General features: G+C 64.4%; 16 protein-coding genes. 1 reads left to right on the top strand and 15 read right to left on the bottom strand.

The window, feature by feature from the left end:
- Positions 1-26: 26 nt before the first annotated feature.
- The 7 genes from ABB26_RS17935 to rlmD form a co-directional block, all read right to left on the bottom strand.
- Positions 27-233: a cold-shock protein gene (locus ABB26_RS17935; RefSeq protein WP_057636079.1), complete on the bottom strand. Its 207-nt coding sequence runs from the start codon at positions 231-233 to the stop codon at positions 27-29.
- A gap of 90 nt (positions 234-323) precedes the next feature.
- Positions 324-1,070, bottom strand: a complete 747-nt coding sequence (locus ABB26_RS17930) for an S-methyl-5'-thioinosine phosphorylase (RefSeq protein ID WP_057636078.1) — start codon at positions 1,068-1,070, stop codon at positions 324-326.
- Between the two features lie 114 nt (positions 1,071-1,184).
- Positions 1,185-1,736: a hypoxanthine-guanine phosphoribosyltransferase gene (locus ABB26_RS17925; protein ID WP_057636077.1), complete on the bottom strand. Its 552-nt coding sequence runs from the start codon at positions 1,734-1,736 to the stop codon at positions 1,185-1,187.
- A complete protein-coding gene (gene nagZ / locus ABB26_RS17920; RefSeq protein ID WP_057636076.1) occupies positions 1,736-2,743 on the bottom strand; it encodes a beta-N-acetylhexosaminidase in 1,008 nt (335 codons plus the stop codon). Before nagZ ends, ABB26_RS17925 begins: the two co-directional genes overlap by 1 nt.
- A 66-nt stretch (positions 2,744-2,809) precedes the next feature.
- Positions 2,810-3,502, bottom strand: coding sequence for a DsbA family oxidoreductase (locus ABB26_RS17915; protein ID WP_057636075.1), 693 nt, complete (start codon positions 3,500-3,502; stop codon positions 2,810-2,812).
- Positions 3,503-3,895: 393 nt separating this feature from the next.
- Complete coding sequence (locus ABB26_RS17910) at positions 3,896-4,411, bottom strand: CYTH domain-containing protein (RefSeq protein WP_057636074.1); 516 nt, start codon at positions 4,409-4,411, stop codon at positions 3,896-3,898.
- Positions 4,412-4,414: 3 nt separating this feature from the next.
- Positions 4,415-5,755 (bottom strand): 23S rRNA (uracil(1939)-C(5))-methyltransferase RlmD, encoded by a 1,341-nt coding sequence (gene rlmD, locus ABB26_RS17905; protein WP_057636073.1) that lies wholly within the window; start codon positions 5,753-5,755, stop codon positions 4,415-4,417.
- Positions 5,756-5,881: 126 nt separating this feature from the next.
- Between rlmD and ABB26_RS17900 the strand changes: the two genes are divergently transcribed.
- Complete coding sequence (locus tag ABB26_RS17900; protein WP_057636072.1) at positions 5,882-6,595, top strand: Hpt domain-containing response regulator; 714 nt, start codon at positions 5,882-5,884, stop codon at positions 6,593-6,595.
- A gap of 8 nt (positions 6,596-6,603) precedes the next feature.
- On the opposite strand, the gene recO is transcribed toward ABB26_RS17900, so the two are convergent.
- From recO to ABB26_RS17860, 8 genes are all read right to left on the bottom strand, one after another.
- Positions 6,604-7,329: a DNA repair protein RecO gene (gene recO, locus ABB26_RS17895; protein ID WP_057636071.1), complete on the bottom strand. Its 726-nt coding sequence runs from the start codon at positions 7,327-7,329 to the stop codon at positions 6,604-6,606.
- Positions 7,330-7,468: 139 nt separating this feature from the next.
- The gene (gene era / locus ABB26_RS17890; RefSeq protein WP_057636070.1) at positions 7,469-8,368 is read right to left on the bottom strand and encodes a GTPase Era; all 900 of its coding nucleotides are present in this window, start codon (positions 8,366-8,368) and stop codon (positions 7,469-7,471) included.
- Positions 8,365-9,042 carry a ribonuclease III gene (gene rnc, locus ABB26_RS17885; RefSeq protein ID WP_057636069.1) on the bottom strand — a complete coding sequence of 226 codons (678 nt, stop codon included), beginning with the start codon at positions 9,040-9,042 and terminating at the stop codon, positions 8,365-8,367. Before rnc ends, era begins: the two co-directional genes overlap by 4 nt.
- Complete coding sequence (locus ABB26_RS17880; protein WP_057636068.1) at positions 9,032-9,409, bottom strand: DUF4845 domain-containing protein; 378 nt, start codon at positions 9,407-9,409, stop codon at positions 9,032-9,034. The genes rnc and ABB26_RS17880 overlap by 11 nt, the downstream gene beginning before the upstream one ends.
- A 28-nt stretch (positions 9,410-9,437) precedes the next feature.
- Positions 9,438-10,058, bottom strand: coding sequence for a signal peptidase I (gene lepB / locus ABB26_RS17875; protein ID WP_161809074.1), 621 nt, complete (start codon positions 10,056-10,058; stop codon positions 9,438-9,440).
- Positions 10,059-10,111: 53 nt separating this feature from the next.
- Positions 10,112-10,921, bottom strand: a complete 810-nt coding sequence (gene lepB, locus ABB26_RS17870; protein WP_057636066.1) for a signal peptidase I — start codon at positions 10,919-10,921, stop codon at positions 10,112-10,114.
- A 96-nt stretch (positions 10,922-11,017) separates the two neighbouring features.
- A complete protein-coding gene (gene lepA / locus ABB26_RS17865) occupies positions 11,018-12,808 on the bottom strand; it encodes a translation elongation factor 4 (RefSeq protein ID WP_057636065.1) in 1,791 nt (596 codons plus the stop codon).
- A 158-nt stretch (positions 12,809-12,966) separates the two neighbouring features.
- Positions 12,967-14,502, bottom strand: coding sequence for a DegQ family serine endoprotease (locus ABB26_RS17860; RefSeq protein ID WP_057636064.1), 1,536 nt, complete (start codon positions 14,500-14,502; stop codon positions 12,967-12,969).
- Positions 14,503-14,579 lie beyond the last annotated feature (77 nt).

Genomic DNA, 14,579 nt, shown 5'->3' with positions numbered 1-14,579 from the left:
GGGGTTTTTCGGCACAACCGGGTGAATCACTCGGCCGGCGTGATATTCGAAGCCTGCGCACCCTTCGGGCCATCGGTCACGTCATAGCTGACGCGCTGGCCTTCCTGCAGGCTGCGGAAGCCCTTGGAGTTGATCGCGGAGAAGTGCGCGAAGACATCGGCGCTGCCGTCCTCCGGTGAGATGAAGCCAAATCCCTTGGCGTCGTTGAACCACTTGACGGTACCGTTCGGCATGGTGATGCGAGACCTTGTTCGATGAATGGATTGATGCACGCTGAATGAGGCGTACTGGCGGAGTATGCAAACCTTAAGGCGGGATGACAATCACCCCTTCGCCAGTTCACCCACCAAAGTCGGCAAACCCGCCGAGGCCGCCTCCACATTTGCCAGCACCTCGGCCATGGTGATCTCCTCCGCTTCGCCACAGCCGGCGGCCCAATTGGCGACGATGGCCAGGCAGGCGTATTCCAGCCCCAGCTCGCGCGCCAAGCCGGCTTCCGGCATACCGGTCATGCCGACCAGGTCGCAGCCGTCCCGGCGCATCCGCGCGATTTCCGCATTGGTTTCCAGGCGCGGCCCCTGGGTGGCGCCGTAACAGCCGCCGTCCTGCATCACCACGCCCTTGGCCTTGGCTGCGGCCAGCACTTTGGCGCGGAAGGATGGCGTGTAGGGATGGCCGAAATCGACATGCAGCACCTCACTGCCAGCTTCCTCGCTGAGCGTGGAGATACGGCCCCAGGTGTAGTCGATCAGCTGATCCGGGCAGGCCAGCACGCGCGGACCGAAATTGTCGGTGATGCCGCCAACGGTGTTCAGCGCCAGCACCCGGGTCGCGCCCAACTGCTTGAGTGCGGCCAGATTGGCCCGGTAATTGATCTTGTGCGGCGGGATCGAATGACCCTCACCGTGGCGTGCCAGGAAGGCCACGCGCTGGCCATTCAACAGGCCCACGCGGACCGGGCCAGAGGGCGCGCCGTAAATGGTTTCCACGTCGTGGGTCTGGACATCGTCCAGCGCGGCCAGCTTGTAAACGCCGGTGCCGCCGATCACGGCCAGGGCGATAGGTTCCATGTCTGATTCCTGATGCGGTGTTGCACAGCGCCCCAAGGCGGCCTGTCGGCGCGCCAGGGTCGCATCGTTGCCATCGACAGCCCGGGGCGCTAAGGCACCCCGGTGCGGCGTGGCTTATTCCTTCATCGCGTAGATGGCAGGCAGCGTGCGCAGCGATTCGTTGACGTCCATACCGAAGCCGAACACAAAGCGGTCCGGCAGCTCGACGCCGACGTAATCGGCCTTGACGTCCGGCAAAGCGCGGTCGTGCTTCTTGACCGTCAGCGCGGCGATGCGCACATCCGTGGCGCCCTGCTCCATGCACCACTGGCGCACGCCCTGCAGGGTGAAGCCTTCGTCGAGGATGTCGTCCACCAGCAGCACGCGACGGCCGAACAGCGCGGTGGCCGGGCGGTGCTTCCACACCAGATCGCCGCCGGTCTCGCCGTGGTAACGGGTGGCATGCAGATAGTCGAACTGCAGGTCCTGGCCGCGTGCGCCCAGTTCCAGCGCAAGCTGGCCAGCGAACGGCAGCGCGCCGTGCATGATCGATAGATAGACCGGGACTTCACCCTTGTAATCGCGCGCGATCGCGTCGGCGATGCCGGCAATGGCCTTGTCGATGGTGGGGCGGTCGACCAGCAGGTCGGCCTGGGCCAGGGCCTGTTCGATAGTGAGGTTGGGCATCAGACGGTTCTTCCAAGGTTTTCAAGCAAACGGTTGCGGGTATCGCCATGACGGCTGTCGGCCAGCAGGCCGCCCCAGGCCATCGCGCCGCGGGTGATCAAGCCCAGCAGCGCAGCGGTATTGAGGCTGCGGCCGGCAACGGCCTGCAGCGATTCTTCGACCAGCTCCGGGTGGCAGACCAGCACCACGTCGCAGCCGGCATCCAGGTGGGCATCAACCCGGGCCTTGACGCCACCAGCGGCGAACGAAGCCGCCATGCCGATGTCGTCGGAGAACACAACGCCACGGAAACCCATGTCCTGGCGCAGGATCTGGTTGATCCAGCGCGACGAGTAACCGGCCGGCTCCGGCGCGACCTGCGGGTAGATGACATGGGCCATCATCACCGCATCGGCGCCGGCGGCGATGCCTGCACGAAACGGTACCAGATCAAGGCTTTCCATTTCCTGCAGCGAGCGCGGATCAATGGCGGTGTCGACGTGGGTGTCTTCACGCACGGTGCCGTGGCCGGGGAAGTGCTTGAGCGTGGCGGCCATGCCCACCGAATGCATGCCGCGCACATAGGCGGCCGTGAGCGCGGCCACGGTCTGCGGGTCTTCACCGAAGGCGCGGTTGCCGATGGCCAGGTTGCCATGGCCCACATCCACCACCGGGGCGAAACTCAGGTCCAGGCCACTGGCGCGCACTTCGCTGGCCATCAGCCAGGCGTGCTGTTCAGCCAGCGCCAATGCGCCGCCCGGGTCGCTTGCATACAGCCTACCCAGGCCATCCAGCGGCGGAAGCTCGGTATAGCCCTCACGGAAGCGCTGCACGCGCCCACCTTCCTGGTCCACGGCCAGCAACAGCGGCCGAGCGGTGGCGGCACGGATGGCCGAGGTCAGCTCGACCACCTGCTCGCGGGAGGCGAAGTTACGTTTGAACAACACCACGCCCGCGACCGCATCGTGCTGCAGCCAGTCCCGCTCCTGGGCAGTCAGTTCGGTGCCGGCAACGCCGATCAAAAGCATGCATGGACTCCAGGTCGCCGCAGGTTGCGGCGTAGCCCGGCATTGTCGCAGATGACGCCTTTGTCGTCAGACGCTGCAGCCGTCCGGGCCGCAACCGTGTTCATTGTCTGCCGGCGCCGCAGGCGCGCCCTCGGCAGCCACTTTCTCCAGCACCTGGGCGATCACTTCCGGCGGTTGCGCGCCCTGCACGGCGTACTGGCCATTGATGACGAAGGTAGGCACCGACTGGATGCCCAGCGCCTGCGCCTGGCCCAACCCGGCACGGACCTCGGCCAGCCCCTCCTCGGAGCCGAGCATCGCGGTGACGCGTTCGGCGGGGATGCCGCCAGCCGCGGCCGCTTCGATCAGCACCTGCGGGTCGGCCAGATTGCGGCCATGCTCGAAATGCGCGCGGAACAACGCCTCGCCTACGGCCTCCTGCACGCCCTGGGTGCCGGCCAGCCACATCAAACGGTGCGCCGGCAGCGTGGTGACCTTCACCTGGCCCCGGTCGAAATCCATCGGCAGACCTTCGGCCTGCGCGGTTGCCTGGGTCTGCGCCAGCATCTGGTTGGTACGCTCGACACCACCGAATTTGGCCGCGTAAGCCTCGCGCAACGGAACCGGCGTGGCATCGGCATCCGGTGCCAGCAGGAACGGGTGCCAATGCACGTCCACCTCCGGCGCCCTGTCGCCCATCAGCGCCAGCGCACGCTCGAAACGGTGCTTGCCAATCCAGCACCAGGGGCAGACCACGTCGGACCAGATATCAATGCGCATGAGCAGGTTCCTATGTCGTGTGGGCTGCCGTAGCCAACTCACGCATCAGATGCGAAGCCGGCATGCCGCAGCAGCCAAGGAGGCGCAGTGTATTTCGGAAAAGGCGGATTCACTGGGTGCCCTGTACGAACACACTGTCACGCGCAGCGACAGGAATGCCTGCCAAAGCCGCTTCGCACGCTGCGGAATCCGCCACCGCACATGCACCCCGTCGCCCGGGTAAGCGCAAGCGTATTCGGGGAGAGCAACAGGTGGATCGCGCAGCTGTTGATCGCGGCGGATCGTTTGGCAACTGGCAGGCAACCCCGGGTGTGCTGCGCCAACCGGCGCCACAAACGCGTTGCGCGAGCTTGCGACCGCTGGGCCGGGAATTCATCCCAGCCCATGTCGGACTCAGTCGTTGTTCTGACCGCGCTCTTCGGCGCTCCACGCACTGTACGGGCGCGAGGCCAGTGCCAGATTGTAGTAACGCAGCTCATCGGTGACTTCAGCGCCTGCCCAGTCGGGCTTGTCGAAGCGCTGCCCGGCGCTCTCCAGTTCGACTTCGGCCACCACCAGACCAGCGTTGTCGCCGAGGAACTCATCCACTTCCCAGAGCAGACCGCCGAAACTGACCATGTGCCGACGCTTGTCGATCAGGCCGCCCACGCACAGCGCCAGCAGCTCGCGGGCCTCGTTCACCGGCACCGGGTAATCGAACTCCTGGCGGGTGTGGCCCAGCTCCCGCGACTTGATGTTGAGGTACGCGTCCTGGCCCTGGATGCGCACGCGCACCGAGGCCTTCTGCGTGCCGTTGTCCATCGCCGCCATGTCATTGATGTAACCCTGCGCCATCGGAATGACGGCGTGCGCGGCAGCGCGCCAAGCGTCACTGGTGACCAGGAACTTGCGCTCGATCTCGATGCCCATGGCTTATTTCTTCTCGAACACGGCGATGCTTTCGACATGCGCGGTATGCGGGAACATATCCATCGCACCGGCCGACACCAGGGTGAAGCCCTGCTCGTTGACCAGATAACCCGCATCGCGCGCCAGCGAGCCCGGATGGCAGCTGACATAGACGATGCGCTTGAACTGCTTCAACGGCAGCTGCTGCAGCACGTCGATCGCGCCCGAGCGCGGCGGGTCCAGCAGCAGCTTGTCGAAGCCCTGCTTCATCCACGGCGTGTGGCGCTGGTCCTGGGTGAGGTCAGCAGCGAAGAACTGCGCGTTGCTCAAACCATTGCGCTCGGCGTTTTCCTTGGCGCGTGCGACCAGTCCGGCCTCGCCTTCCACGCCGACCACTTCGCGCACGGTGCGCGCCAGCGGCAGGGTGAAGTTGCCCAGACCGCAGAACAGGTCGAGCACGCGCTCGTCCGGTTGCGCATCCAGCAGGGTCAGCGCGTGCGCGATCATCTGCTGGTTGAGCTTGGCGTTGACCTGGATGAAGTCCAGCGGACGGAACGCCAGTTCCACATTCCACTGCGGCAGCGCGAACGACAGCGCCACGCCTTCGGCCGGCCACAGCGGCTTCACCGTTTCCAGGCCGCCGGATTGCAGGTAGATCGCAAACCCGTGTTCCTGGCCGAACGCGATCCATGCCTGTGCGTCAGCATCGGACAACGGCTGCAAATGGCGCACGGTCAATGCAATGGCCGCATCACCACCGATGAATTCGATCTGCGGAATATCGCGCTTGCCATCCAGCGTTTCGATGAACGTGGACAACGCCGACACCTTGGTGCCGATCTCCGGGATCACCGTCAGGCACTGCGACAGATCAGCGACGAAGCGCGGATCCAGCTCGCGGAAACCGACCAGCGTCTTGTCCTTCTTCTCGACGCGACGCACCGAGAAACGGCCCTTGCGCCGGTAACCCCAGCTGTCGCCCGCCAGCGGCGGCAACACGGCGCCCGGCTTCACATGGCCGATACGCTCCAGGTTGTCCATCAGCACGCGCTGCTTGGCGATGATCTGCTGTGACTCTTCCAGATGCTGCAGCACGCAGCCGGCGCACACGCCGAAATGCGGGCAACGCGCTTCCACGCGGTGCGGCGAGGCAGTCACTACTTCAACCGTACGCGCCTCATCGAAATGCCGGCTCTTGCCGGTCTGCTCGGCCATCACCGTTTCCTGCGGCAACGCGCCGCTGATGAAAGTGACCTTGCCGCCCTCGCCATCACGGCGCGCGACGCCACGGCCATCGTGGCTCAGGTCGAGGATCTCGGTCTGGAACGGAGTCTTGTCTATGCGGGGGGATCGGGATCGGGCCACGTGGCAACAGGCTGCGGGCAAAAAGGGGGCGTATTGTCGCAGATGCGCGACAGAACCTCTTCCGCCGCTTGCAGATGCTGGCCCCCTCGCTAATATGCATAAAACGCGCTGGCATGGAGGCAGCAGATGAATACGCACGTACAGGGATCCGTCCCGCACCTGCTACTGGTCGAGGACGACATGACCAGCCAGGGTTTCTTCCAGTTCGCACTGGAATCGCTGCCGGCAACGGTGGATATCGCCGACTCGTTTGCCAGTGCGATGCAGCGCGCCGAATCCTCGCACTACGATCTCTGGTTGATCGACGTGAACCTGCCTGACGGCGACGGCCCTACCCTGCTGCAACGGCTGCGGGCCAAGTACCCGCGCGTATCGGCACTGGCACATACGGCCGATGCAAGCACCGAGGTCCAGCAGGCACTGCAGCAAGCCGGCTTCAGCGAAACGCTGATCAAGCCGATGACCCGTGACACCCTGCTCAAGGCAATCCGCCGCACCCTGGCCAAATCGGCCGTAAGCGGCGACAGCCGCGATGGAACCGATGTACCCCATTGGGATGAAGCGGTCGCTCTCACCGCACTGAATGGGCAGCAGGCTCATCTGCGTGCACTGCGCGAACTGTTTCTGGCGGAACTACCCGTCGCGCGCGATGCAGTGGGCCGTGCGCTGGATCGGCACGACGACGCTGAACTGCGCAACCAGCTGCACCGGCTGCAAGCCAGTTGCGGTTTTGTCGGCGCGTTGAAGCTGGCCCGCTCGGTCCGCCAGCTGCATAACAACCCCAGCTCGACCAGCGCCCGGCAGAACTTCGACTCCGCCGTAAGCGCACTGCTCGGCTGAGCAGCCTTTCACTCTGCCGGGCGGCTGAGGTCGCCCAGCATTTCCCAGGACTTCAATCCGCGCCCGCCCAGATGGTGCAGCAACACCGCGCGCATCTGCAGGCGCAGGCTGGCCAGGTCGGCCGCCGCGGGAAGCCGGTCTTCGGCCAGCGCCAGCAAGGCGGCGCCGGTGGCCAGCCCGCGACGCTCGGCACTGCTGCGTTCGCTGAGCTGACGCAACGGCCCCTGTGTCGGATCCAATTGATAGCGCGCGGCAGGGTCGACGGCCTCGCCGTCGGCCGCACAGGTCCAATCGAAACCCACGCCCAGGGCTTCCAGCAGGTCACGCTCGAAACAGCGCAGCGACCATGCCAGATTCCCTGGCAGCTCCAGACGATCGCGCAGCGTGCCGTAAGCCGTGTACAGCTCCGGCGACGGATCGTTGCGGGGCGCAAGCCGCATCACCAGTTCGCTCATGTAGAAGCCGGCCAGCATCGCGTTGCCGTGCAGGCGCGGCGCCACGTCCTGACTTTCGGCACGCCGCAGCTGTGCCAGTTCGCCGCCCATCACCGCATCGAAATGAATGGACTGCAGCGGCTGCAATGCCGCGCGCAATGCCTGTTTCTTGGGCCCTTGCACGCCCCGCGCCAGCAAACCTAGGCGACCGTGCTCCCACGTCAGCACTTCGACCAGCAGACTGGTCTCACGCCATGGGCGTGCATGCAGGACGTAGGCAGGCTGGTCGTCTAGGCGCATGAGTCTTCAATGGAACGGGGGAGCGGCAATGAGTCCGGGCGGCGAGCCAGTCGCCAACACCCACACACCGGAACAGGACAGCGCAACCCAAGGGGCACACCACCCATATTTCTCTTTCCCGGATTCCCGCCGCTTGTGCTTACTCGCCGTAACCGAACGCCTTCAGCGCTGCTTCGTCGTCGGACCAACCTTCGCGCACACGCACCCAGGTTTCCAGGAAGACCTTGGCACCGAACAGCCGCTCCATCTGCATGCGGGCCTTGGCACCGATGTCCTTCAAACGAACGCCGCCCTTGCCGATGACGATGGCCTTCTGGCCTTCGCGCTCGACCCAGATCACCGCGCCGATGCGCAGCAGGTTGCCGTCCTCGGCGAAGCGTTCGATTTCCACGGTGGTGGCATAGGGCAGTTCTTCGCCGAGCTGGCGCATCAACTGCTCACGCACCAGTTCACCGGCGAGGAAGCGCTGGCTGCGGTCGGTGATTTCGTCTTCGCCGAACATCGGCGGCGCCTCCGGCACCAGGCCGATCAGGTCACGGACCAGCGATTCCAGACCATTGCGCTTGAGCGCGGAAATCGGGTGCACGGCGGCGAACTCACGGCCGACGGTGATTTCCTGCAGGAACGGCAGCAATGCGCCTTTGTCCTTGAGCCGGTCAACCTTGTTGACCACCAGCACCACCGGAATATTGGCATCGCGCAGCACATTGAACGCCAGCGTGTCTTCTTCGTCCCAGCGACCGGCTTCGATCACCAGCAAACCAGCGTCGACACCTTCCAGCGAGCCGCGCGCGGCACGGTTCATCACCCGGTTCATCGCCCGCTTCTGCTGGCGGTGCAGGCCGGGTGTATCAACCAGCACCAGCTGGCCTTCCGGATACGTGGCGATGCCCAGCAGACGGTGACGCGTGGTCTGCGGACGGTTGGAGACGATGCTGACCTTGGCGCCAACCAACGCATTGGTCAGCGTCGATTTGCCGACATTCGGGCGGCCAATGACAGCGACGCTGCCACAACGATGGGGGGAGGTGTCGTTCACTTGGATTCCAATTGCGCAATTGCGGCCGCAGCCGCTTGTTGTTCAGCCAACCGGCGCGAAGTACCTTCGCCCTCGGTAGCCACGGCAGGGTCTGCCACGCGGCAACGCACCTGGAAGTGCTTGGCGTGGTCGTCGCCGGTTTCCGATACCAGCTCGTACACCGGCAGCCCCTTCTGCCTGGCCTGCAACCACTCCTGCAGGCGTGTCTTGGGGTCTTTTTCGGGCTTGCCCACCGGCACGGCGGCCAGTGATTCCTCGAACCAAGGCAACACCCGCGCGCGGCAGGCGTCAAAGCCGACGTCCAGGTAGATGGCCGCAACCACCGCTTCCACGGTGTCGGCCAGGATCGAGTCACGGCGATGACCGCCGGATTTCATTTCACCCGGCCCCAGCGTCAAGCGCTCGCCCAGCTGCAGGGTACGCGCGATGACCGCCAGCGCACCTTCACAGACCAGCATGGCGCGGGCACGGGTCAACGCGCCCTCGTCAGCCTTGGGCCAACGGCTGAACAGCGCCTCGGCGATGAGCATGTTGACGATGCTGTCACCCAGAAATTCCAAGCGCTCGTTGTGCGGAGCGCCGGCACTGCGATGGGTCAGGGCCTGCTTGAGCAGATCCTGGTCCTTGAATGGGTGACCGATCAGGTCACCCCGTTGGAACGTCTTATTCAACACTGCGCGAAGTCAGATCCTGTGAGTTTTCAAAACGGCCGACGATATCGAGATTGCCGACCAGCGGGCGACGTACTTCGTAACTGACATTCATGCGCCAACCGCCGTCGATGCGCTCGAACTTGATGTCGTCACGCTTGACGCTTTCGGAGTAATTCATGTCCATGCGCTTGAAGAAAAGCTCCTGCGCCTTGGCCGGTGCCATGTCAGCACTGCCGGACTCGTTGGCCAGGGCCTTCATCGAGGTCTTGACCGCATAGAACTCCTGATACATCGGGAACAGCTTCATGCCGATGTAAAGCGCAAACCCGACCACTGCCAGCACCGCCAGGAACGAGGTCAAGGTCATGCCATGTTGCTTGTACTTCATTGCGATCTCCCCAGATACACGTTGTTGATCATTGAATATGCTCCCCCAGCAGGGTCGGCTCGGAACCATCATCGCAGCGCGGCGCTGCACAGGGATTCCAGGCCCGCACCGCCCTGCCCAGGACGTTTTCATGGGGCAGGAAGGTTTCCGGCGACCAGAAGCGGCTGTCATCGCTGTTGTCGCGATTGTCACCCATCACGAAGTACCGGCCCAGCGGCACCGTCCACTCCCCCTGTCCTCCGGGGCCAGCAGCGTCCCGCGTTTCCAGCACCGTATGGGTACGCCCCGGCAGCCGTTCGGTCAACCGGCGGATGTCCGAGCCTGGAACCACGGGGCCAAGGTCGTCGTACTGCACCGGCAGGCCGTTGATGGACAACACGTCACCATGAAAGGCGATCCGGTCACCCGGCAGGCCGATCACCCGCTTGGCCCAGACTTGCCCGGAGGCATGCGGCGGCGTGAAGACCACCACGTCACCACGGGCCACCGGCGCGCGGACGTAGGCCAGCCGGTCCACCATGACCAGCGCCCCGGCATCCAGCGTGGGCGCCATGGAGCTGGCTGGCATCCGGTAGAGCTTCCAGACAACCCCCAGCCCCAACACCGCCAGCATCGCCAGTCCGGCACAAAGCACCAACAGGAGCAGCAACAACCGCTTCCATCCGCTGACACGCGGGCGCTGGGCAGGCTGCTGCATGCCGATTATTGAATACGGTTACCGATGCGGGACGGCTCAAAGCTGTTCTTGCAGAACCAGCCGCTGCAGTTGAGCCAGATCAGGAATGCCTTGCCACGCAGGTTCTGCTCGGGCAGCACACCCCAGAAACGGCCATCGTCGCTGTTGTCGCGGTTGTCGCCCATGACCAGGTAATGGCCCTGCGGCACCTCCCACTCACCCTGTCCGCGCGGGTCGGCCACACCCAGCTGCTCCAGCACGGTGTGGGTACGGCCCGGCAGGTTCTCGGTCAGCAAGGTCTGCCCGGTCTGCTTGCCGTCGAACAGGTACTCGCCCTTCACTTCATAGGACACCGGCTGGCCATTGATGGACACCGCATCGCCATGGAAGCTGATGTGGTCACCCGGCAGGCCGATCACGCGCTTGATGAAGTTCTCACCGATCTGCGGGTCTTCCGGTTGGCCCGGATGGCCAGGGAACTGGAACACCACCACGTCGCCACGTTCCGGCTCGGACACGGGAATCACCTTGGTATTGGTGACCGGCAGGCGGAAGCCATAAGAGAACTTGTTGACCAGGATGAAATCGCCGATCAGCAGGTTGGGCATCATCGAGCTGGACGGAATCTTGTACGGCTCGGCGATGAAACTGCGCAATATCAGCACCACCGCCAGCACCGGGAAGAAGGCGCGGGAGTAATCCACGACCACCGGCTCTTCGCTGTCCAGCAGGCTGGCCTTGGCGGCCCGGCGCTTGGCCAGGAACAGCTTGTCCAACAACAGCACCAGACCCGAGCCAAGCGTCAGTACAACCAGGGCGATTTCAAACCATTTCATTCGTGTTCCTTTGGCATGGGAAAAGGGAGCGCGGGAGGGGAGATGGGAGCCCAAGCGAGCTCATCCCGATCCCCGATCCCGGTTCCCGATCCACCGTTACTTGTCCATCTGCAGCACGGCGAGGAAGGCCTCCTGCGGGATTTCCACGCGGCCCACCTGCTTCATCCGCTTCTTGCCTTCCTTCTGCTTTTCCAACAGCTTTTTCTTGCGCGAAATGTCGCCACCATAGCACTTGGCCAACACGTTCTTGCGCATCGCCTTGACCGTGGTCCGGGCGATGATCTGCGCACCGACGGCGGCCTGGATGGCCACGTCGAACATCTGCCGCGGAATCAGATCCTTCATCTTTTCGCACAACTCGCGACCGCGCCGGTCGGCGTGGCTGCGGTGGACGATCAGCGACAGTGCATCGACCTTGTCGCCGTTGATCAGTACATCCAGACGTGCAAACGGGCCCGCCTCGAAACGCACGAAGTGGTATTCCAGCGAGGCATAGCCACGGCTGACCGACTTGAGCTTGTCGAAGAAGTCCAACACCACTTCGGCCATCGGCAGCTCATAGCTGATCTGCACCTGGCTGCCCATGTAGTTGATGCCGATCTGGCTGCCACGCTTCTCTTCGCACAGCTTGATGATGCTGCCGATGTACTCCTCGGGGGTGAGGATGTTGGCGCGGATGATCGGCTCGCGGATTTCTTCGATCGTATTGATCGGCGGCAGCTTGGCCGGGTTGTCCATCATCACGATGCTGCCGTCGCTCTTGAGCACCTCGTAGATCACCGTCGGCGCGGTGCTGATCAGATCGAGGTTGTACTCACGCTCCAGGCGCTCCTGCACGATTTCCATGTGCAGCATGCCGAGGAAGCCGCAGCGGAAGCCGAAGCCCATCGCTTCGGAGCTTTCCGGCTCGAAACGCAGCGCGGCATCGTTCAGGCGCAGCTTGTCCAGCGCTTCGCGCAGGTCCGGGTAGTCCTCGGCATCCACCGGGAACAGGCCGGCGAACACGCGCGGCTGCATTTCCTGGAAGCCAGGCAGCGGCTCGGACGCCGGGTCGGCCAGCAGGGTCAGCGTATCGCCGACCGGTGCGCCGTGGACGTCCTTGATGCTGGCATTGATCCAACCCACTTCACCGGCACGCAGCGCCGGCATTTCCTTGCGCTTGGGGGTGAACACGCCGACCTTGTCGACCAGATGCCAGCGGCCGGTGGACATGACCTGGATCTTGTCGCCGGGCTTGATCTCACCCTGCATCACCCGCACCAGCGAGACCACGCCGAGATAATTGTCGAACCACGAGTCGATGATCAGCGCCTGCAGCTTGTTGCTGCCACGGTCGACCGGGGCCGGGATGCGGTGCACGATGGCTTCCAGCACCTCTTCCATGTTCAGGCCGGTCTTGGCGCTGACTGCCACCGCGTCGGAGGCATCGATACCGATCACCGCTTCGATCTCGGCCTTGGCGCGGTCGATATCGGCGGTCGGCAGATCGATCTTGTTCAGCACCGGGACCACTTCCAGTCCCTGTTCGATGGCCGTGTAGCAGTTGGCGACCGACTGCGCTTCCACGCCCTGTGCAGCATCGACCACCAGCAGCGCACCTTCGCAGGCGGCCAGCGAACGACTGACTTCATAGGAGAAGTCGACGTGCCCGGGGGTGTCAATGAAGTTCAGGAAATAGGTCTGACCGTTGCGGGCCGTATACGGCACCGACACCGACTGCGACTTGATCGTGATGCCACGTTCGCGTTCGATGGGATTGTTGTCGAGCACCTGCGCTTCCATTTCGCGCGCGCTCAAACCGCCGCATAACTGGATGATGCGGTCGGCAAGCGTGGACTTGCCGTGGTCGACGTGGGCGATGATGGAGAAGTTGCGGATCATCCGCATTGAATCGTGGGGCATAGGTAGCGGCGGCGGCGCGGCGTCGACAGGATAACGGGGCATTATCGCATGCCCGGACACAGCCCCGCACAGGCGTTGTGCGGAGCTGAACGAAAGGAGCCGCCCGAAGGCGGCTCCCGTTGCTACAGCAGGCTTTCAGCGGATCAATCGCCTGCGCGCAGGGCCACGAAGGCGCTGTTGGCGCCGCTGCGGACCAGCAACATCACCACATCGCCCTTCTTGACGCCGGCCAGTTCGCGATTCAGCGCGGCAACGCTGCCGACCGGGGTACGCCCCACCTGCATCACCACCACGCCCGGGGCCAGCCGCGCCTCGCGGGCCGCCTGGCTGTTCACACCGGTAATGCGCACGCCCTCGCCCGCCCCGAGCCCCAACTGACGGCGCTCCGCGGCGGTCAGGTCGGCCAGCTCCAGGCCCAGCAGGGCATTGGCACCGGTCTGCGACTTGCCCGCGTCGGCGCCCTCGGCGGTGTTGCCGCCACGCTGCGCGTCCTCGGCCAGCTCGCTCAGGGTCACGGTGATGTCCCGCGCCCGGCCGTCACGCACGATGCCCAGACGCACCTTGCTGCCCGGCGGCATGGCGCCGATCAGCGGCGGCAGCTCGCTGGAAGAGTTGATCTCGGTGCCATTGACCGAGCGGATCACGTCACCCACCTCGATACCGGCCTTGGCAGCCGAACTGTCCGGAACCATCTGATTGACCAGCGCACCGCGCCCATCAGGCAGCTTCAGCCCTTCCGCGGCATCCGCGGTGATCGCGCCAACCATCACCCCCAGCTGGCCACGGCTGACCTTGCCGGTCTTCTTGATCTGATCCACGGCATTCATCGCCAGATCGATCGGAATGGCAAAGCTGATGCCCATGTAGCCGCCCGAAGCGGAGAAGATCTGCGAGTTGATGCCGACCACTTCACCGCGGGTGTTCAACAGCGGGCCACCGGAATTGCCCTGGTTGATCGCCACGTCGGTCTGGATGAAGGGCACATAGCGCTGATCGGCATACGGGTTGCTGCGACCGGTGGCGCTGACGATGCCGGCAGTGACCGAGTGGTCCAAGCCAAACGGAGAACCGATCGCCAATACCCACTGGCCCGGCTTGAGCGTGTTGGAGTCACCCACGCGCACGGTCGGCAAGTTCTTGCCGTCGATCTTCAGCAACGCCACGTCGTACTGCGCATCGCTGCCGACCACCTTGGCGGTGAACTCACGACGGTCGCTGAGCTTGACCTTGACCGACTCGGCGCCATCGACGACATGGTGATTGGTCAGCACATAGCCGTCGTTGGAAATGATGAAGCCCGAGCCCATGCCACGACCGCGCGGACCATTGTCCTGGCCACGCGGGCCGGGGCCCTGCTGTCCCGGCCCGGGGAAATCCGGCCCGAAGAAGCGGCGGAAGAACTCCGGCATCTGGTCCATGTCCGGATTACTGGCCATGCGTGGATCGCGGCGCGCACCGATGATGGTTTCCACGTTCACCACGCCCGGACCGACCTGGTCGACGAGCTGGGTGAAATCAGGCAGGCCACTGACCAGCTGGGGCGCAGGCGCCGCCGGTCGCGCGGCGGCAGCCTGCTCGGCCGGTGCACTGGGGTTGGGCGCCGTGGTCTGGGCGCACGCCGCCAATGGCAAGGTCATCGCCAGCAGGCCAAAAATCTTGGAGTGGATACGGTGATTCATCGGCAACAAGCCTCCGGTTCATCGGGATACGGAAAGGAAGTTCTGCGCGGCCACGCCAGGCAATGGCATGTTGGCAG

The organism is Stenotrophomonas humi (genome assembly GCF_001431415.1).
GTDB lineage: Bacteria > Pseudomonadota > Gammaproteobacteria > Xanthomonadales > Xanthomonadaceae > Stenotrophomonas > Stenotrophomonas humi.
The sequence above is the reverse complement of the archived record's forward strand: the minus strand, read 5'-3'. Positions and strand labels throughout refer to the sequence as shown.